Here is a 19874-nt window from a genome sequence, read left to right as displayed (position 1 = left end):
ATTTGAGGCTAGAGAAGAAGTATCTTTAGCCTTATTTTTTTTGTATTATAGTATATAATAGAAATTATAGGTAAATATTTTACAAGAAAATTTTGAGTAAATACATGTTGTAGAATATATAAACGAGTATGGAGGGATTAAGGGATGATAAAACTTATTGCAGCTGATATGGATGGAACACTGCTTAATAGCAATCATAAGATATCAAAGGAAAATATAGAAGCTATAAAAGTGGCTGAGAAAATGGGAGTGAAATTTGCAATTTCTACTGGAAGAATGTATGAAGATGTTAAACCCCTACTTGATGAATCTAATTTAAAATGTCAATGTGTCGTTCTAAATGGCGGAGAATACATAGATGAGAATGGAAAGGTATTAGAAGGAATTTACATTGATAGTAAGCAAGCAAGAGAAATTATAGATATGATATTAAAGGAAAAAATTATAGCTGAAATTTATACTAATGATGGATTATATAGTGTGAATACAATAGAGGAAGCATTAACTGAAGTTGCATACAGAATTATGGTATTCGACCCAGAAACAACTTTTGAAGATGCTATGGAAATGGCTAAAAATCATCCTCATTTTATTAATTTAAAATATGTTAAAGATATAAACGATTTTTTGAATAGTAATGTTAAGATAGGAAAATTTGTTGCATTTTATAACGATGAAGAGACAACTAAAAAGGTAAAGAACAAATTGGAATCAATAGGGGAACTTGCTATAGCATCAACTTTTACTAAAAATATAGAAATAAATAATAAAAATGCACAAAAGGGATTAATATTAGCAAGAGTTGCGGAAAAAATGGGGATAAAAAGAGATGAAGTAATGGTGATTGGGGATAGTTTTAATGATTACTCAATGTTTACTGAATTTACTCAATCTGTTGCTATGGAAAATGCAGTACCAGAAATAAAAGAAATAGCCAAGTATATAACTGATACCAATGACAATGCTGGAGTTGCTAAAGCTATTTATAAGGCTTTGAATTTAGAGAACAAAAAATATTAAAAGTAAATTTATATAATTTGTATGGAGAATATTAAACCGCTATGTTCTGGAATAAAGCCTTCTAGAACTATAGTGGCTTTTTTATTATACAGATAATTGATTTTAACTTTTTATAAATACTACTTGACATCTTTTGGTGAAAGCGTTAACATTATATTAAGTTTAGAAACCGGTTAACTAAAACGATAAACTAAAGCTAAAGTATAAAAAATATTGAAATTTAAACTCAAGTTTAAAAAATCAAAAATATTTGAAGTAGCGTGATAAGCATAGGGGGAATGTAAGAAGATAATCGATATTATTATGAACTCGCTGAAGGAATAATAAATTTTATAAATTGAACAAATGATTGCACAATAAAGCTAAAATTGTTTTTAATTATTAAATTATATGGAAATTAAAATGATTATTATGGGAGGATATGAAATGGATAAATCAAGTATTCAATTAACTTCTAAAAGGTGGAAAAGATTAATACCAGTAGCATTTATTACTTATAGCCTAGCTTACTTGGATCGTGCAAATTATAGTTTTGGTGTTGCAGGAGGTATGGGTGAATCTTTGCATATTACAGCATCGATAGCATCTCTTCTATCCGCCTTATTTTTCTTAGGATATTTCTTTTTTCAAGTACCAGCAGCATGGTTTGCAGAAAAGAAAAGTGCTAAAAAATTAGTTTTTTGGAGTTTAATATTCTGGGGGATATTAGCTGCTTCAAATGGCTTGATAACGAATGTAAAAGTTTTAATGGTTACTAGATTCATACTTGGAATAATTGAAAGTGCTGTTATGCCAGCTATGTTGATTTTTTTAAGTAATTGGTTTACAAAAAAAGAACGTTCAAGAGCAAATACATTTCTAATTTTAGGTAATCCAGCTACTGTTTTATGGATGTCTATTGTATCAGGATATTTAGTAAATTCTGTAGGATGGAGATGGATGTTTATACTTGAAGGAATACCACCAATTTTATGGGCGTTCTTCTGGTTGAAACTTTCAGATAATAAACCAAAGGAAGCAAAATGGTTAACTGAACAGGAAAAGAAAGATATTGATATGGTGATGGAAGAAGAACAAAAAGGCATAAAACCAGTAAAAAATTATAGAGAAGCATTTAAATCACCTAAGGTAATAATTTTATCATTTCAATATTTTTTCTGGAGTATAGGTGTTTACGGTTTTGTAATGTGGTTACCATCTATTCTAAAGGCAAGTCCTCAAATTAGCATTGTTTCAGCCGGTTGGCTATCATCATTGCCATATGCTTTAGCAGTAGTATTGATGTTAGTATCGTCTTATTATTCAGATCGTACCGGAAATAGAAAGACATTTGTTTGGGCATACTTATTAATAGGTACATTTGCATTTTTTGGTTCATATTTAATTGGGGCTTCAAACTTTTGGCTATCATATATTTTACTTGTAATTGCAGGAGGGGTTATGTATGCACCTTATGGTCCGTTTTTTGCAATAATTACAGAAATATTACCTAAGAATGTATCTGGAGGAGCAAGTGCCTTAATCAATAGTATGGGTGCACTAGGATCATTTGCAGGCTCATATGTCGTAGGATATTTGAATGGTATAACAGGCTCAGTAGATGCATCATATATATTTATGTCAGGGTCACTTTTATTATCAGTATTTCTAATGATTGCGGTTAAAACTTCTAAGGCATCGAATAAAATAGAAAATGCAGTAGAGGCTTCATAAATTAGTAATTCATTAGGTTATTGAATTTATACTATAAAAAGAATCTTATACAAACTAGACCTAATATTTAAGAGATAGAGGTAAGTCTTTTATTTAAAGTTTTTGTAAAGGATATCTAGAATAATAAACTTAATCAGATTAATATATAAATGATCGTGTAATGGCTTGACATTTTTTGGTGAAAGTCTTAACATTATATTATCACTTTAGAAACCGGTAAACTAAAACGATAAACTAATAGTGAATACGATTGTTAAAGCGATTTAATCTGATTGAGTTGATTAATAAATATGTTAAAGAAAAATAGAGAATAGTAGCATAAATTATTGAATCTTTGACAGTTAAGATTGATAATAAAAGTATTGAATGGAGGAATAAGTTATGCTGAAAAATTCTACAGATAAACAAAAGAACGTAACAATTGCAGATGTTGCTGCTTATGTAGGAGTCTCTAAGACAACAATATCTAGATATCTAAACAAAAATTTTGAATTTATGTCACAGGAAACTCAAGAAAAAATAGATGAAGCAATTAAAGTATTAAAATATAGGCCAAATCGTATAGCTCAAACACTAAAAGCTAAAAATTCCAATATAATTGGGGTAACAATTGCAGATATAGGAAACCCATTTTCTTCATTACTAATTAAAGGAATAAATGACGTATGTAGAGCAAATAATTATCAGCTACTTGTAACAAATGCTGACAATCTAGCAGAGAGAGAAAGAGAGAACATAGAATCCCTGTTAGATAGCCAAGTTGATGGTTTACTAGTTAATACTACGGGTAATAACTATAAATATTTACAAGAGTTTAAGGATAGTGATAATTTTAAACCAATAGTATTATTGGATAGATTTATAAATCCATTAATTTATGATTCGGTGACAATGAATAATGCAGAGGTAACAAGAAACATATTAGATGAGTTACTAAAGAATGATTATGATCATTATGTATATTTTTCAGAAGACATAAATGGGATAAGTTCAAGAATAGAGAGAAAGAAAGCAATGGAAGAATTTCTATCTAGAAATGCAAATACGTCAGGAGAAACTAATATTATCAAAAAAAATGATATAAATGATATAAAAGAAATAATAGAAAATATTCTAAATAAAAATAAAGATAAAAATATATGTTTCTTTGCAAATAATGATGAAATTTTAAAGGTTCTTATAGAATGCTTATATGATTTAAATATAAGAATTGGAGCAGATATTGGTATATTTGGTTTTGCTGAGGAGAAATGGGCCCGATTAATTGGCCCAGGAATTACATCAATAGATGAGAACCCATATGAAATGGGAGAAAGAGCAGCTAAGCTACTATTTGAAAGAATAGATGGAAGTAGAAAAGATGATTTTATCTTAGAAGAAATACCGGTTAAAATACATCTAAATTACTCAACAAGAAATATAAAAAAATAAGTGGGGATAGTTATGAATCAACTAGGTATAAATTTATTAGTATTTAAAAATGAATTAGATAAAGGGATAAAACAAGAACAAATATTAGAGCAAATAGAGGCATTAGGTGTTCATATAGCTGAAATAAGAAGAGAATGTCTAAAGAACTTAGCGGAAGAAATTCCGATTATAAATAAATTAGCTAAAGAATTTGGAATAGAATTATATTATTCAGTTCCGGAGAAAGTAGCTTGCGAAAAGAAATTAAATCCAGATATTAATGTTTATTTTGAGGAAGCAAAACTGATGGGGGCAAGTCACATAAAATTCAATATAGGTGACTTAGTAGAGTTAAGCTTAGATGAAATAAAAAAATTAAGAGATATTATTTATAAATTTGAGATTAAAGTAACAATAGAAAATGATCAAACTCCTGAAAATGGAAATTTAAAATGTGTAATAGATGCTATTGATATTATAAACAAAAATTCATTACCAATCGGATATACTTTCGACTTAGGCAATTGGTATTGGCAGAATGAAGATCCTGAAAATGCATTTGATATTTTACGTTCAGCTATTACAGTATTTCATTTAAAAAATGTAGAGTTTCTAAATAATAAGCCTACTACAACTTTACTGTCAGAAGGACAAATTAATTGGAAGGCAATGTTAAAGAAGTTATCTAATAATGTGCCAGTAATGATCGAATATCCAATTAGAAATGAAGATATACGAGGAGAATTAGAGGAAGTAAGAAAAATTTTGCTATAGATTGGCAACGGAAAGGGTGAAAAAAATGAGTGAGATTATTACAATTGGTGAACCAATGGTAATGTTTTTAGCAGATACTAAAGAACATCTTAGCAATGTAGAACATTTTACAAGGTTAATTGCTGGAGCAGAACTTAATGTAGCTATGGGACTAAGAAGACTTGGACATACAGTTACATATATAAGCCAAGTTGGAGAAGATCCATTTGGGCAATATGTAAAGAAATATCTAGAAAATGAAAATATAGATACAACTTTTGTAAAGACATATAAAGAAGCACCAACAGGATTTCAATTTAAAAATAGAACTGATGAGGGGGATCCAGAGGTACTATATTTTAGAAAAGGAGCGGCAGCATCAAGAATAACTAAAGATATTTTAAATGAAATAAGTTTTTCAGATGGAAAGGTGCTTCATATCACAGGAATTTTTCCAGCATTAAGCAAAACAACTTTAGAAACAACATTTAAAGCTATAGAAAAAGCTCACGAAAATGGTATGCTTGTTACTTTTGACCCTAATCCAAGGCCAGTATTATGGGAGAGCAAGGAAAAGATGATTCAAGTGACTAATGAGTTAGCATTTAAATCAGATATTGTATTACCTGGTTTCAGCGAAGGAAAATTATTTACAGGAAAAGATTACAAGGAAGAGATTGCTGATTTTTATTTAGACAAAGGTGTAAAAAAGGTAGTTATAAAAATGGGAACTACCGGTTCGTATTCTAGGGAGAAATTAGAAAATGGACAAATAAAAGAAGCTGAATGTCCAAGCTTTGAAGTTCCAGTTTTAGATACAGTAGGAGCAGGAGATGGATTTGCAGCAGGAGTTATTAGCGGAATTTTAGAAAATCTTGAAGATAATAAAATTTTAGAAAGAGGAAACGCTATTGGTGGAATTCAAGTAATGCATCTAAGTGATAATGAGGGATTACCAACAGTAGATGAATTAGATAATTTTTTGAAAAATTATAAAAGAAAAGTTTCATAAGAATTTAAGGAGGATAAAATGAAGTTACAAGTTGCAATAGATAGGGTGTCTTTAGAGAAAGCAGAAAACTTAGTTAAAACTTTTGATGGATTAGCAGATATTATTGAGATTGGAACATCTTTAATAAAAGACTATGGACTTCTTAAATTAAAAGATATAACAAGCCAAAAAAGTAAATCTCAAATGTTAGGAGATATAAAAACAAGTGATGAAGGTGCTTATGAATTTAAACAAGGTTTCAAACAAGGATTTGATATTCTAACTGTGATGGGGAGTGCATCACTTGGAACTATAGAAAAATGTCACGAAGTTTCTGAGCAATATAATGGGACAATGATGATAGATTTATTAGAATGTTCAGATGAGAAAATTAAGGAAATATCACACTTCAGCAGTGCTATTTATTGCATACATTCCTCTATTGATAAAGAAAAACTAGCTAATCCAGGTGAAACAGTGAAGCGATTTAAAGAACAGTTTCCTTCAATTAAAAGAATTGCAGTTGCAGGAGGAATAACATTAGATTCCATACCAGAATTGAATAAATATAATATAGAGCTAGTTATAGTAGGATCAGCAATAACTAGTGCTGATGATAAGGTGGAAAAAGTAAAAGAGTTTAAGGGAGTAATAGATAAATGAGAGTAATAGATCAAATATTAGAAGAAATTAAAGATGTAATAAGCAAAGTTGATGAAGAAGCGATTAAAAAAATAATGGATGTACTCCAAAAAGAAAAAAAGATTTTTGTAGATGGCGAAGGTCGTAGCGGATTTCAAGCAAAAGGATTTGCAATGCGTTTGATGCATATTGGTTATAATTCTTATGTTATGGGAGAGACAATTACACCAGCTCTCAAAAAGGGAGATATATATGTTGCAATATCAGGTTCTGGAAAAACAAAAAATACACTAAGTAATGCAAAAGCAGCAAAGGATTTAGGCTTAACTATAGTTGGAGTTACAAGTAAAAAGGACTCTCCACTTGCAGAAGTATCAGATCTTGTACTTGAGGTTCCAGGAAAAACAAAGAATGATACCGGTGTTTCGTCAATTCAACTACTAAGTTCATTATTTGATCAATCTGTCCATATAGTATTAGATGATTTATGCTTATTAATGAGTAGAAGAGATAATTTATCAGATAGTGAAGCAGCAAAAAATCATATCAATGTAGAATAATAGTTTTAAGAATTATAATTAATAAAGGGGTAGATTAAAATGAGATTTTTTTTAGACACAGCAAATGTAGAACACATTAAAGAAGCAAATGAAATGGGAGTAATATGTGGTGTAACAACAAATCCATCATTAATAGCAAAAGAAGGAAGAGACTTCAATGAAGTAATAAAAGAAATTACAGAAATAGTTGATGGACCAATAAGTGGAGAAGTTGTAAGTGAAGATGCTGAAGGAATGATAAAAGAAGGAAGAGAAATTGCAGCAATTCATAAGAATATGATAGTAAAGATTCCAATGACAGCTGAAGGATTAAAGGCAACTAAAGTATTAGCAAGTGAAGGAATTAAAACAAATGTAACATTAATATTCTCAGCAACTCAGAGCTTACTTGCAGCAAATGCAGGAGCAACATATGTAAGCCCATTCCTTGGAAGAGTAGATGACATCTCAATGATAGGTATGGATTTAGTTAGAGATATAGCAGAAATATTTGCAGTTCATGGAATAGAAACAGAAATAATAGCAGCAAGCGTAAGAAATCCAATTCATGTAATAGAAGCAGCAAAAGCAGGCGCAGATATATCAACAGTGCCTTATAGTTTAGTAATGCAAATGTTAAAACACCCATTAACAGATCAAGGATTAGAAAGATTCAAAGCAGACTGGGCAGCAGCATTTGGAAAATAAATTGCCGAAGTAAGGAACAAGCTTTTGTTCCGGTTTCTAAGAAATTTTAACGGGTGCTTCTAAGATTACAAGTTGTATCCAAAATGCTAGTCTCAAAAACAAGTTTTGAACAAGCGTTTTGGAACAACTTATAACCAAGAAGCACAACCGTCAAAATTTCTAATGAAACACTTCACAAAACATGTTCCTTACTTCTAGCATAGATATTTTTCAAAGTATAGTAATAATATAAAGAGTAATATCTATAGGATACATTTTAAAAATACAAGAGTAATTTATAGATATAATGGCTAGATTCTGAAATTAGGAAAGTGTAAATGTTTATGGATAAATATTTTGATATAATGCTTTCGCAAAAGTATGACTATCATTTATGATTTATTCATGTTCCAAATGACAGAGATAAAAATATATATTCTTAAGAATATAAGAATATAAGAATATAAGAATATAAGAAGTTAAGAATGAAAGAATTTAAGAATATAGGAATTTAAGAATTTATAAATGAAAACATAAAACAACTTCAAAAGGTGTGGTAAAATAGGAACCTTTTGAAAAGATAATGAAGGATAGCTAAGATTATTTCAGGTTTGGAATGAATTCGAAGCGCAGCATGGGACTTAATTAGCACAACTAAGAACTTATAAAAAAATATGTCTATGAAATGAGGATAAAGATGAGTAGAGAATTAGATAAATTATCTATTAACGCAATAAGAGTATTATCAGCAGATGCTATTGAAAAATCAAAATCAGGACATCCAGGTTTACCACTTGGATCAGCTACAATGGCTTATACATTATGGACAAAGATGAATCATAATGGAAAGAACCCTGAATGGGATAACAGAGATAGATTTGTATTATCAGCAGGACATGGTTCAATGCTTGAATATTCATTGCTACATTTATTTGGATATGGACTTACAGTTGAAGATATTAAAAACTTTAGACAATTCGGAAGTTTAACACCAGGACATCCAGAGTTTGGTCATACAAAAGGTGTTGAAATAACAACAGGACCACTTGGACAAGGTATTTGTAATGCAGTAGGTTTTGCTATAGCAGAAGCACATCTTGCAGAAAAATTCAATAAACCAGATTATAGCGTAGTTGATCACTATACATATGCTATAGTTGGAGACGGATGCCTTATGGAAGGTATCTCAGGAGAAGCGTCATCTCTTGCTGGAACTTTAGGTCTTGGAAAATTAGTTGTATTATATGATTCGAATAATATTTCAATTGAAGGAAATACAGACATAGCATTTAGAGAAGATGTAGCTAAGAGATACGAAGCTTATGGATGGCAAGTGCTAAATGTAGCAGATGGAAATGATATAGATACTATAGAAAAAGCAATAGAAGCAGCTAAAGCAGAAACAACAAAACCATCTATTATAATAGTTAAAAATCAAATTGGTTTTGGATGTCCAGCAAAACAAGGAAAAGCTTCAGCACATGGTGAACCTTTAGGAGCTGAAAATGTAATTGCTATGAAGGAAAACTTAGGATGGAAGACAGAGCCTGCATTCTACGTACCAGACGAAGTGTACACAAATATGAATGAACACATAGCAAAAGGTGAAAAGACTGAAGAAGCTTGGAATCAGCTATTCAAAGCATATGCAAAAGCTTATCCAGAACTTGCAGCAGAATATACTAAATGGATGAGTGGAGAACTTGATAAAGAAGCTTTATTAAACAACGAAGAACTTTGGAGCTTTGATAAAGAAATGGCTACAAGAGAATCTTCAGGAATAATGATAAATAGATTAGCTAAACTAATTCCAAACTTCATTGGAGGATCAGCAGATTTAGCTCCATCTAACAAAACTCATATGAACGATAGAGGAGATTTCTCAGCAGAAGATAGAAGTGGATCAAACCTTCACTTTGGAGTTAGAGAACATGCTATGGCAGCTATCGCTAACGGAATGTATGCTCATGGAGGACTTAAAGTATTCTGTGCAACATTCTTTGTATTCAGTGATTACATGAAGGGTGCTATGAGATTATCAGCTCTTATGAATCTTCCAGTAGCTTATGTATTAACACATGATAGCATTGGAGTAGGGGAAGACGGGCCAACTCATGAACCAATAGAACAATTAGCAGCTCTTAGAAGTATGCCAAACATGACAGTATTTAGACCAGCAGATTCAAAAGAAACTGCAGCAGCTTGGTACTATGCTGTAACTAATGGAACTACTCCAACATCATTAGTATTAACAAGACAAAAGTTACCACTATATGATGGATGTCCTAAGAGAGCATTAAAAGGTGCATATATCCTTAAAGATTCAAAGAAGGAAACTCCAGATGTACTTCTTATGGCATCAGGATCAGAAGTTGAATTAATATATAAAGCAGCAGATGAACTTGAAGCAAAAGGAATAGATGCAAGAGTAATAAGTATGCCAAGCTTTGAATTATTTGATGTTCAAGATGAAGCATATAAAGAATCAGTAATGCCAAACAAAGTTCGCGCAAGAGTAGCAGTTGAAGCATTAACATCTTTTGGATGGCATAAATATGTAGGTCTTGATGGAGAAGTTATTTCTTTAGATACCTTTGGAGCATCAGGTAAGGCTGAAGTATTATTTAAACAATTTGGATTTACTGTGGAAAATGTTGTTGATAAAGCTATTAAAGTAGTAAAAAAATAGATGTTAAAGTAATCAAATCTACGATACAGTGTAAGCTAAGCGTTCAAATAAGACTATAATGTAAAAAATATTATGAGAAATATATAAGAAAATTTAAGGATATTATTAATGAAGCTGCTACTGGTAAAAAAAGAATTTTTGCCTGTAGCAGTTTTTTTAAAACAACTTGTTTTCTAAAAAAACAAATACCTAAAAAGTAGTATGTGTTCCTAAATTATAAAAAATATATAAAGTGGTTACAGTATATGATATATTGAATTCATAGTAATCAACTTATTTTGATTAAAAAATTTATGTTAATAATAAAAAGATAATGTGCAATGGAGGGTTTTATATGTTTCATAAGAAATTAAAAGATTTCCCAAAGAATTTTTTATGGGGAGCTTCAACATCAGCTTATCAAGTAGAAGGTGCTTATAATGAAGATGGAAAGGGATTATCCGTTCAAGATACAAAGGAACCATTTCCAGGAACACCAGATTTTAAGGTGTCTAGTGATCACTATCACCATTACAAAGAAGATGTAGCATTATTTGCAGAAATGGGATTTAAGACTTATCGTTTTTCAATTGCATGGACTAGAATAATACCAAATGGAGTAGGGGATGTAAATCCAAAAGGAATTGAATTTTATAACAATTTAATCAATGAACTATTATCACACGGAATAGAACCGCTAGTTACTATGTATCATTTTGATTTACCTGATGCTCTTCAAAGAGAAGGTGGTTGGTCAAATAGAAAGACTGCTGATGCATTTGTAAATTATGCAAAAGTATTGTTTGAAAACTTCGGTGATAGGGTTAAATATTGGCTTACAATAAATGAGCAGAATATGATGATACTTCATGGAGGGGCAATTGGAACTGTAAATGATGGAGTAGAAAATGTTGAAAAAGAATTATATAAACAAAATCATCATATGATGCTTGCACAAGCGCAAACAATGAAGTTATGCCATAATATGTGCCCAAAAGCGAAAATAGGGCCTGCACCTAATATAAGTTCAATATATCCAGCAAGTTCAAGACCAGAAGATATATTAGCGGCTAGTAACCAATCATCTATAAGGAATTGGTTATACTTAGATATGGCTGTACATGGTAGGTACAATCCAATAGCGTGGAGCTATATGGTTGAAAAAGGAATCGAGCCAACTATTGAAGATGGAGATATGGAAATATTAAAAGGTGGAAATCCAGATTTCATAGCATTTAATTATTATTGTACAGGAACAGCAGAGGAAAGTAAGATTGATGATAAAGAAGTTTCTACTCAAGGTGGAGATCAACAAATTGCTGTAGGAGATCTAGGGGTTTACAAAGGAGCTTCTAATCCGAACTTGGAGAAAACTCAATTTGGATGGGAGATTGATCCTATAGGATTTAGAAATACTTTAAGGGAAGTTTATGAAAGATATAATTTACCTATAATAATTACTGAAAATGGATTAGGTGCTTATGATAATGTTGAAGAAAATGATACTATAAATGATGATTATAGAATTGATTATTTAAGAAAACATATTGAACAGGCTAGACTTGCTATAACTGATGGAGTAGATTTGATTGGATATTGTCCATGGTCAGCTATAGATCTTATAAGTACTCACCAAGGTTTCAAGAAAAGATATGGCTTTATATATGTAAATAGAGATGAATTTGATCTTAAGGATTTAAGAAGAATAAGAAAGAAGAGTTTCTTCTGGTATAAAAAAGTCATCGAAACTAATGGAGAAGAAATTTAGTCAAAGATAATTAATATAATATTAGAATAATAGTATTAAAAAATAGATACTAATATAAATGAAATATACCAAAGTGTAAGAAATTTCACTTTGGTATATTTTGCTTTTATAATATAGCTGTAAGGAATTTTTATAAACATAGCCTTAAAAGTTTTTTTCAAATACTGTATACTTAAATTAAAAGAACTTTGATTGATAATATAACGAAGATAAATTATAGTATCCACAAAGTCATAAAAGGCTAACTAGTATAGTGTTTTAAATTTTAAGACAACAATATATTCAAGTATGCGTAAATTTAAAAAAGCTAGTTATAAAGGAAGAGGTTGATTAAATTATGTTTAATTATGAAATTATCCAGAGTTTAAACGATTTAGAATTGTCTCTATACAGATATATAATGAAGAATATTGAAAAAGTTGTTTATATGAGAATTAGAGAATTAGCTGATGAAGCACACGTTTCAACAACAACTATATTAAGGTTTTGTAAAAAGTTGAACTGTGAAGGGTATTCGGAATTTAAAGTGAAATTAAAATTGTATCTTGAGGAAAATGAAAGTACTAAAGTAAATAATGATACATCTATAATAGTTGATTTTTTCAAAAAATTAGATAATAGCGAGCTTGATAAAAAATTGAATGTACTTTGCGATTTAATAAAGAAAGCAAGCAATGTAGTATTTATAGGAACGGGAACATCCGGAATATTGTGTAAATATGCAGCTAGATATTTTTCATCAATTGGTAAGTTTTCTATGTACATCGATGATCCGTATTTTCCAAGAAATTATAAGTTATATGAAGATTCAATAATAATAGCAATGTCAGTTTCAGGTGAAACACGTACGGTTATTGATTATATAAGTAATATAAAAAGAGAGAATACTACGCTTGTAAGCATAACAAATAGTGAAAACTGCACAATATCGAAAATATCAGATCTTAATATATCGTATTATGTCCAACAAGAAAGACTAGGAATTAGCGATATAACAACACAAATACCTGTATTATATATTATTGAAAGTATGGGAAAAAGGCTACATAATAAGTTTATAGTAGATTCTTCTGATTATTCTAAGTAAAACTTTAATATCCCTATAAAAGAATGTGTTTATTCTTTTATAGGGATATATTGGTATCAAGGTTTACTTTGCAATTCAGGAGCTGAATTTGATAAAAGATTCATCAAATAGCATATTTCATCATCTGATATTTCTACTTTATATTTGCTAGTTATAAAGTTCAAATTTTCTTTTATTATATTATATAGATTTATATTTTCTTCTAGATAGTTCTCTTTTTGAGGATAAACAGCTGGATTATCTTCATTTCTTAATCGTCCTATTACAAATGATAAATGGAGAATAACGCCAACCATATTTTCATCAGATAATTTAATTAAGAGTTTCTCTTGTAATATATTCAAAAATAGAGTCACATCTTTATAAAGTTCAACACCATCTATATTATATATATTTTCCTTTATAATTTTAGGTAGATTAATCATAGTTAATTTTGAATCAATTATACTTTGTAATTCTTTTAATACATTCATGTTAAATACTTCGTACATTGTATATTGTTTTATAGGTGAATCTACAGGAAAAGATGAAACTATAAAAAGTACCTCATTTTTTTCTTGAAGATTAATTATTTTTTGCTTGAAGTATTTTTTATCTAAGCAGTTTAGACAAACGACTTCAAAATAATCTTTATCTAATCTAAGATTACTTAGTAAGAAGTTTTTAATTGCAATAGCAGCTCCCTCACCAGTTAAGCATGCAGTTACTATTAAAACTTTATCAGAATCGCTAGAAGGATTACTTATATTTTTATGTATTTCTACATAAGAATTTACCATAAGAACATCATTATATATTTCGTCTAGTGATGATCCAATTAGTGCTTTTCGTGCTGCTTCTAAAACGTGTAAAGTTGAAACAAGAGATATCACTTTAATGTCTACTTGAAATTCCTTTTTAATAACATCTGCAAAAGTTGTTAAAGACCCCATATCTACCAATAAGAGATAACCAGCAGAAGTTGGATTGTCCTGAATACCAATCTTAAGGCTTTCTAATACTTTTGATGGAGCAACATCTATTGGAGCGTTTATTGGAATTATATAGTTTTCTCCAAGTAGCCTGTTAGAAACATCAGCCATTGAAGTTGCAGTTGATTCACCATGGGCAATTAGAATAACTTTCACTTTATCTTGAGATTTATCGTTAAAAGTATTATCTGGTATCAAGAATAATGTTAAGTATCCAGCTTCATCTATTGGAATTGATTTATTAATAGTGTTTTCTATGATTTCCTTAATCTCTAGTGCAACAGCAAATTCAGAAGGATAAAGATCTTTTATTCTATTTAAATTAGTGTTTATTATTATTTTGTCACTATTTATTCTATTAATTAATGTGTTGATATGCAGAGCAAAAGCCGTATATAAATTACTATCAAAAATTACAGGAAGCTTTCGAGTTATATGACTTACTATACTATCAATACATTTTAATGTATCTTCATCAATAATGGTTAATAAGTTTTGTTTGCTTGTTTCTTCGGAAACTTCAGAGTTATTTTTATTGAAATGTTTGGCTATATCTTTCTCAAGAATGTTCTCAATATCAATATCTGAAATTTCTAGAGACTTAAGCTTTTCAAGTTTACTTTCTATAAAATCGTAAATAGTATTATCTCCATTATTAAATATAGTGTTTGTATCTTCATTGGAACCATTAAATCTAAAATATTCAATTTCTTCACTCATAAGTTTATTCCATAAAACTCTATGCTCTTTCTCTTTATAAAGACCTTCTTTAATATAAGGAGGTAGTATTTTACTATGGATTCTTACGTCACGTCGTATATTAGTTAGGTATTCAGAGTATGCTTTTGCACAAAGTAGCTGAACGTCGCTTTTCAACTGACCTATATTATTAGGACAATCATAAGAAAGTAATGCTCTAAGAGAATTTAAAGATACATAAATCTCTTTATTTAAACGGATACTTTCATATTTGAAGAAACTTTTAATTAAAAATAATCTTTCATCTAAAGTTCTTTCTTTAAGAGAAGGAATATTAATAACAAGAGGAATTCTTCTTGTAAATGTGTTTAATAAAGCAGAATTTGGGTCCTCTGTTGTAGCTGAAATTATTAATACATCTGATTTTCTGGTTTCTGAATCCCCAATACGTCTAAAAGTACCTGTATCTAAAAATATGAATAGAGCTTCCTGTCCTTCAGGTGGCAATCTGTGAATCTCATCTAAAAATAAAATACCACCATCAGCCTGTTCTATTAATCCGACTTTGTCAGATTCGGCTCCAGTATACGCACCTTTTTTTACACCAAAAAGTTGAGAAGTTAATAGTTGTGGGTTATTAGTATAATCTGCACAGTTAAAAACTATAAAAGGAGAATCTTCTGTTTTCACTTTCATTTCTAATGCATAATTGTGCATTAGAGATGCGAACATAGACTTTCCTACACCAGTAGCACCTAATATTAAACAATTCATACCCTTAGGTGGATATAGTATAGCTGCTTTAGCCTGTTCCACAGAATCTTTAAGAGAAATATTATTTTTAGCTAACAAATCTAACTGAGATTCATTGCTTTGAATCTTATTTTCAGCAAGAAAAAATAATACTGGTCTACCAGAGGATTTATACAATTTACCTTCTTTACAAAGTTCATTTAGTTCATGGCTCAAGTTAGCTCTAGTCATATTAACTAGAGGGGCTAGTGTTTTTGTGTCTATCCCATCTGGAGAATTAAGCTGGAGAAGTTTTTGGTAAATCAAATCTTTTTTAGCCATTATATGTCCTCCTATATAAATAAAAATATTATAGCTACTATAAATAGATTAAGTATTTTCATACGCTATGCTGAAAATCCTACGGCAAATGGACTATATATAGTAAAACTATTTATTATTAAACATTGTTTATTTAGTGTTTATATACAGTTTTGAAATTAATTAAACACTATATATAATTATAAAACACTAAGTGTATTAAGTAAACACATATCATAAAATAAATAAAATATATAACTTTTATTATAAAAATGATATAACTTTTAAATGAAATTATATTATCTATTTTGCTTATAAGTGTTGATATATAGGAGCGATCCGATAGTATGTAAAATTTAAACAGCAAAAAATTAGAAAAAAATTTAAATATTTAATAGTGTTTGGCACAGGTATTGCTATATATATTGGCATGAAGCAATAAAGCATCAAGTAAAACTTTATTCAGTTGGAGTTTAATATATCTTCTGAATTTTAGTTTGACTTATCCAGGAGCATGTAGCCGTTAACTATATTATGGAAAGTATTACGGATGCCAGCTACCGGATGAATTGGAGGAGGAGTACAAATGGATCAATTAGAAATGGCAATAATGAATATTATAATCAATGCAGGAGATTGTAAAAATCATGCTTATATGGCTCTTAGTTTAGTAAACGAAGGTAAGTATGAAGAAGCTGAAAATGAAATGCAACTAGCAAATGATGCGTTAGGAAAAGCGCATGATGCACAAACAGAAATGCTTCAAAAAGAAGCTTCTGGAGAAAAAATAGAACTATCAGTTTTGTTTGTTCATGCACAAGATCATTTAATGACATCTATATCAGAAAAGAATCTTATTGAACAAATTATAGAGTTAAGAAAAATTGTAAACACTTTAGTAAAATAACAAATTGAAACTTGGAAAAGCAAATGAGACAAGCTTTATTTTGTAAATACTATAAAAATAAAATTCGCAAGTAACTTTAAAATTAACACAAAACCGTATAAAAGATATGAAACATATTAAAATTTATAAAAGTTAAATCAAGGAGGAAGAAATATGGTTACAATCAAATTATTCTGTGCATCAGGAATGTCAACAAGTGTTTTAGTTAATAAGATGAAGGAGGCAGCTAAGGCTAAGGGCGTTGATGCAGAAATTATAGCATTTCCAGAATCTCAAATGGATAGACATTTAGATAGTATGGATGTTGCATTACTTGGACCACAAGTAGGATATACTTTAGGAAAAGCAAAGAAACTTTGTGAACCACATGGCATTCCAGTAGAAGTAATACCAATGGTTGATTATGGAATGATGAATGGAGCTAAAGTTTTAGATCTAGCATTAAATCTTGCAAAAAATAAATAATTGAAAAATTAATTATTTTTATAAACTTAACCAATAAGAAATAATTTGCAAAAATAAATAGCATTTGTAGTTTTACATGATTAAGTAAAAATACAAATGCACATATAAAGATATATCTAATCGGTTAACTTATATTCATATTTTATATGAGAAAAGAAAACCTTTAACAACAATTATAGGAAAACAAAATAAATATGTAAGTTTATAAGTAATAATAGCAAATTTTTATTTGTAATTATTCATATTATAATCACAATTTAGTTATAAGGGGGAAATTTATTATGTCACTCAATCAAACACTGAACGAAAAAGTAGTACCAGCGGTAATGAAATTCGTTAATCTTAAAGGTGTTCAAGCATTAAAAGATGGTATGTTATTTACTTTACCATTAAATATCGTTGGATCTATATTCTTATTAATTGCTTGCTTCCCAGTAAAAGCATTTACAGATGGCATGACTGGAGCTTTTGGGCCAGGTTGGAATGATCCATTATTTAAATTACAGCATTCAACAATGGGTATTATGGCAGTAGTAGCTGTTATAGGTATGACTTATGTATACTGTAAAAATGAAGGTCTTGAACCTTTTTCACCAGCAGTAATTGCTTTAAGTGTATTCTTAACTGTAACAAATGATTTTGTTATGTTCAAAGCAACACCTGATGCAACTCCAATTCAAGTTGGTGGAGTTATTCCACAAGACTGGACTGGTGGATCAGGTATGATTACTGCAATTATTGTAAGTTTAGTTGTTTCATTTGTTTATTGCGCAATGGTAAAGAAAAATATTACAATCAAGATGCCAGAAGGTGTACCTCAAGGTGTTGTTAATGCATTCTCAGCATTAATTCCAGCTACAGTTATATTTATAGGCGCAACTGTTGTATATGCGGTATGTAAGTTTGGATTCAATACTTCTTTTGTAGAAATTATATATAAAGTTGTTCAAACACCATTACAAGCTGCATCAGATTCACTTCCAGGAGCTATACTTATTGCTTTTGCTGTTCCATTCTTATGGTTCTTCGGAATTCATGGAGGTATGACAGTATCAGGTATGGTAGGTGCTTTATTAACTGCTAATACTGCAGCTAATGCTAAATTACAAGAAGCAGGGACTTTAGATCTTGCTCACGGAGCTCATATAGTAACTCAACAATTCTATGATAACTTTATTAACTTAGCAGGTAGTGGTCAAACACTTGGATTTACTATATTATTATTAGTACTTGCAAAATCTGCTCAATATAAACAATTAGGTAGATTAGCACTTCCAGCTAACTTGTTTAATATTAATGAACCAGTATTATTTGGTACTCCAGTAGTAATGAACCCAATAATGGGTGTACCATTTATACTTACTCCAGTAGTAAATGCAATATTACTTTATTTAGCAATTGCAACAGGTATACTTGCACCAATGGGTGGAGCATTACCACCTTGGACAGTTCCAGCTGTATTCTCAGGATTAATAATTGGTGGTCCTAGTTATGCTATAGCTCAATTAGTATTCCTACTTATTGGAATGGCAATATACTTCCCATTCTTTAAGAAAGTTGATGCTATGTCATATGCTGATGAATTAGCAGCACAAAAACACGAAAATAGCGCTCAAGCGTAAATACAATTAATTAGCCCTATTATTAACAATTTAAAATAAATTTAAAAACTCTAACATTTCTAATTATTGAAATTATGATTTCTGCAATAGCAGAAGCTCAATGAGAAAATAATTGAAATGTTAGAGTTTACTCAGTATAATTCTGAAAAATAAATGATATAATATGTTAATAATCAAAGTATAATAAAGAATTATTAAAAATTAAATTAAAATAAAGTTGTTTTTTTCAAAAGATTAAATAGGAGTGAGGTAGAAAGATGATATTAATAAACTGTGCATTAAGACAAGACGATATAATAAATATAGTAGAAAATATTGAAGTTGAGAATGAGAAAGTATTTAAATTTGTTAGAAAAGAAGGAATTAAGATACTTTTTGAGTGTAGCCTTAGTGATCAACAAAATGCGGCTGCAATTGCAAAACAATCAATAAAAGATACTGAACTTGGAAAAGTATTATATTTTGGAGTTAGTGTACAATAAAAATTAGATATAATTTAATTATTTATATTGTAAATAAAAAGCATTTTCTTATAGTTAAGAAGATGCTTTTTATTATTCCTATATAATTTGCTTCATTTCTAGTTGTAGAAATTATTTTTTAATGATTAAAATAAATTTAGTGATTAAACAGTTCTTGGAAGTGTTCAAACACTAATCACAATTATATACTTTCATCTAAACACTGGACAATATTACCAAAACGCTAATAAGAATAATCAAACTCTTATATTAGATATTGATTATATTAAGTAAACATATAAAAGATTAATGACAATTTGGATACATAAAAATTTTGTAAACGTTTTATAAATCCGGGGTTAGGATTTATATAGATAATATCAATATATTTAAAATAATGTCTACTAAAAAGCAGAAT

General features: G+C 29.5%; 16 protein-coding genes. 15 read left to right on the top strand and 1 reads right to left on the bottom strand.

The annotated features are described in order from the left end of the window. Positions 1–144: 144 nt before the first annotated feature. From AXY43_RS11520 to AXY43_RS11470, 11 genes are all read left to right on the top strand, one after another. On the top strand, positions 145–1020 hold the full coding sequence (locus AXY43_RS11520) for a Cof-type HAD-IIB family hydrolase (protein WP_023975899.1): 876 nt from the start codon (positions 145–147) through the stop codon (positions 1018–1020). Positions 1021–1446: 426 nt separating this feature from the next. Further along, a complete protein-coding gene (locus AXY43_RS11515; RefSeq protein WP_039772928.1) occupies positions 1447–2733 on the top strand; it encodes an MFS transporter in 1287 nt (428 codons plus the stop codon). Positions 2734–3114: 381 nt separating this feature from the next. Beyond that, positions 3115–4164 (top strand): LacI family DNA-binding transcriptional regulator, encoded by a 1050-nt coding sequence (locus AXY43_RS11510; protein WP_023975897.1) that lies wholly within the window; start codon positions 3115–3117, stop codon positions 4162–4164. Positions 4165–4176: 12 nt separating this feature from the next. Further along, a complete protein-coding gene (locus tag AXY43_RS11505; RefSeq protein ID WP_023975896.1) occupies positions 4177–4917 on the top strand; it encodes a sugar phosphate isomerase/epimerase family protein in 741 nt (246 codons plus the stop codon). 25 nt (positions 4918–4942) lie between these two features. Next, on the top strand, positions 4943–5908 hold the full coding sequence (locus tag AXY43_RS11500) for a sugar kinase (protein ID WP_077855203.1): 966 nt from the start codon (positions 4943–4945) through the stop codon (positions 5906–5908). An 18-nt stretch (positions 5909–5926) separates the two neighbouring features. After that, on the top strand, positions 5927–6550 hold the full coding sequence (locus AXY43_RS11495; RefSeq protein ID WP_077855202.1) for an orotidine 5'-phosphate decarboxylase / HUMPS family protein: 624 nt from the start codon (positions 5927–5929) through the stop codon (positions 6548–6550). Next, the gene (gene hxlB, locus AXY43_RS11490; RefSeq protein ID WP_077855201.1) at positions 6547–7089 is read left to right on the top strand and encodes a 6-phospho-3-hexuloisomerase; all 543 of its coding nucleotides are present in this window, start codon (positions 6547–6549) and stop codon (positions 7087–7089) included. The genes AXY43_RS11495 and hxlB overlap by 4 nt, the downstream gene beginning before the upstream one ends. Before the next feature lie 39 nt (positions 7090–7128). Beyond that, on the top strand, positions 7129–7776 hold the full coding sequence (gene fsa / locus AXY43_RS11485; protein WP_023975892.1) for a fructose-6-phosphate aldolase: 648 nt from the start codon (positions 7129–7131) through the stop codon (positions 7774–7776). A gap of 676 nt (positions 7777–8452) precedes the next feature. Then, the gene (tkt, locus tag AXY43_RS11480; RefSeq protein ID WP_054249046.1) at positions 8453–10444 is read left to right on the top strand and encodes a transketolase; all 1992 of its coding nucleotides are present in this window, start codon (positions 8453–8455) and stop codon (positions 10442–10444) included. A 334-nt stretch (positions 10445–10778) separates the two neighbouring features. After that, the gene (locus AXY43_RS11475) at positions 10779–12191 is read left to right on the top strand and encodes a glycoside hydrolase family 1 protein (RefSeq protein WP_023976463.1); all 1413 of its coding nucleotides are present in this window, start codon (positions 10779–10781) and stop codon (positions 12189–12191) included. Between the two features lie 337 nt (positions 12192–12528). Beyond that, on the top strand, positions 12529–13278 hold the full coding sequence (locus AXY43_RS11470; protein ID WP_017211273.1) for a MurR/RpiR family transcriptional regulator: 750 nt from the start codon (positions 12529–12531) through the stop codon (positions 13276–13278). Between the two features lie 56 nt (positions 13279–13334). On the opposite strand, the gene AXY43_RS11465 is transcribed toward AXY43_RS11470, so the two are convergent. Beyond that, positions 13335–16022 carry a sigma 54-interacting transcriptional regulator gene (locus AXY43_RS11465; protein ID WP_023976462.1) on the bottom strand — a complete coding sequence of 896 codons (2688 nt, stop codon included), beginning with the start codon at positions 16020–16022 and terminating at the stop codon, positions 13335–13337. A gap of 565 nt (positions 16023–16587) precedes the next feature. Between AXY43_RS11465 and AXY43_RS11460 the strand changes: the two genes are divergently transcribed. From AXY43_RS11460 to AXY43_RS11445, 4 genes are all read left to right on the top strand, one after another. Next, the gene (locus AXY43_RS11460) at positions 16588–16908 is read left to right on the top strand and encodes a PTS lactose/cellobiose transporter subunit IIA (protein WP_017211271.1); all 321 of its coding nucleotides are present in this window, start codon (positions 16588–16590) and stop codon (positions 16906–16908) included. A 153-nt stretch (positions 16909–17061) separates the two neighbouring features. Then, positions 17062–17373, top strand: a complete 312-nt coding sequence (locus AXY43_RS11455; RefSeq protein WP_012060794.1) for a PTS sugar transporter subunit IIB — start codon at positions 17062–17064, stop codon at positions 17371–17373. 281 nt (positions 17374–17654) lie between these two features. Then, positions 17655–18995 carry a PTS sugar transporter subunit IIC gene (locus AXY43_RS11450; protein ID WP_012060793.1) on the top strand — a complete coding sequence of 447 codons (1341 nt, stop codon included), beginning with the start codon at positions 17655–17657 and terminating at the stop codon, positions 18993–18995. Positions 18996–19252: 257 nt separating this feature from the next. Continuing rightward, positions 19253–19477, top strand: a complete 225-nt coding sequence (locus AXY43_RS11445; protein ID WP_012060792.1) for a hypothetical protein — start codon at positions 19253–19255, stop codon at positions 19475–19477. The last annotated feature ends 397 nt before the right edge of the window (positions 19478–19874 follow it).

Source organism: Clostridium sp. MF28, assembly GCF_002969175.1.
GTDB classification, from domain to species: domain Bacteria; phylum Bacillota; class Clostridia; order Clostridiales; family Clostridiaceae; genus Clostridium; species Clostridium beijerinckii.
This window is presented reverse-complemented; position numbering and strand designations above follow the sequence as displayed.

What these genes read in the sequence shown, in the direction of transcription:
- AXY43_RS11455 (WP_012060794.1), top strand. Translation starts at nt 17,062, where the DNA reads ATGGTTACAATCAAATTATTCTGTGCATCAGGAATGTCAACAAGTGTT.
- fsa (WP_023975892.1), top strand. Translation starts at nt 7,129, where the DNA reads ATGAGATTTTTTTTAGACACAGCAAATGTAGAACACATTAAAGAAGCA.
- hxlB (WP_077855201.1), top strand. Translation starts at nt 6,547, where the DNA reads ATGAGAGTAATAGATCAAATATTAGAAGAAATTAAAGATGTAATAAGC.
- AXY43_RS11500 (WP_077855203.1), top strand. Translation starts at nt 4,943, where the DNA reads ATGAGTGAGATTATTACAATTGGTGAACCAATGGTAATGTTTTTAGCA.
- AXY43_RS11450 (WP_012060793.1), top strand. Translation starts at nt 17,655, where the DNA reads ATGTCACTCAATCAAACACTGAACGAAAAAGTAGTACCAGCGGTAATG.
- AXY43_RS11460 (WP_017211271.1), top strand. Translation starts at nt 16,588, where the DNA reads ATGGATCAATTAGAAATGGCAATAATGAATATTATAATCAATGCAGGA.
- AXY43_RS11445 (WP_012060792.1), top strand. Translation starts at nt 19,253, where the DNA reads ATGATATTAATAAACTGTGCATTAAGACAAGACGATATAATAAATATA.
- AXY43_RS11515 (WP_039772928.1), top strand. Translation starts at nt 1,447, where the DNA reads ATGGATAAATCAAGTATTCAATTAACTTCTAAAAGGTGGAAAAGATTA.
- AXY43_RS11495 (WP_077855202.1), top strand. Translation starts at nt 5,927, where the DNA reads ATGAAGTTACAAGTTGCAATAGATAGGGTGTCTTTAGAGAAAGCAGAA.
- AXY43_RS11520 (WP_023975899.1), top strand. Translation starts at nt 145, where the DNA reads ATGATAAAACTTATTGCAGCTGATATGGATGGAACACTGCTTAATAGC.
- AXY43_RS11475 (WP_023976463.1), top strand. Translation starts at nt 10,779, where the DNA reads ATGTTTCATAAGAAATTAAAAGATTTCCCAAAGAATTTTTTATGGGGA.
- AXY43_RS11505 (WP_023975896.1), top strand. Translation starts at nt 4,177, where the DNA reads ATGAATCAACTAGGTATAAATTTATTAGTATTTAAAAATGAATTAGAT.
- AXY43_RS11465 (WP_023976462.1), bottom strand. Translation starts at nt 16,022, where the DNA reads ATGGCTAAAAAAGATTTGATTTACCAAAAACTTCTCCAGCTTAATTCT.
- tkt (WP_054249046.1), top strand. Translation starts at nt 8,453, where the DNA reads ATGAGTAGAGAATTAGATAAATTATCTATTAACGCAATAAGAGTATTA.
- AXY43_RS11470 (WP_017211273.1), top strand. Translation starts at nt 12,529, where the DNA reads ATGTTTAATTATGAAATTATCCAGAGTTTAAACGATTTAGAATTGTCT.
- AXY43_RS11510 (WP_023975897.1), top strand. Translation starts at nt 3,115, where the DNA reads ATGCTGAAAAATTCTACAGATAAACAAAAGAACGTAACAATTGCAGAT.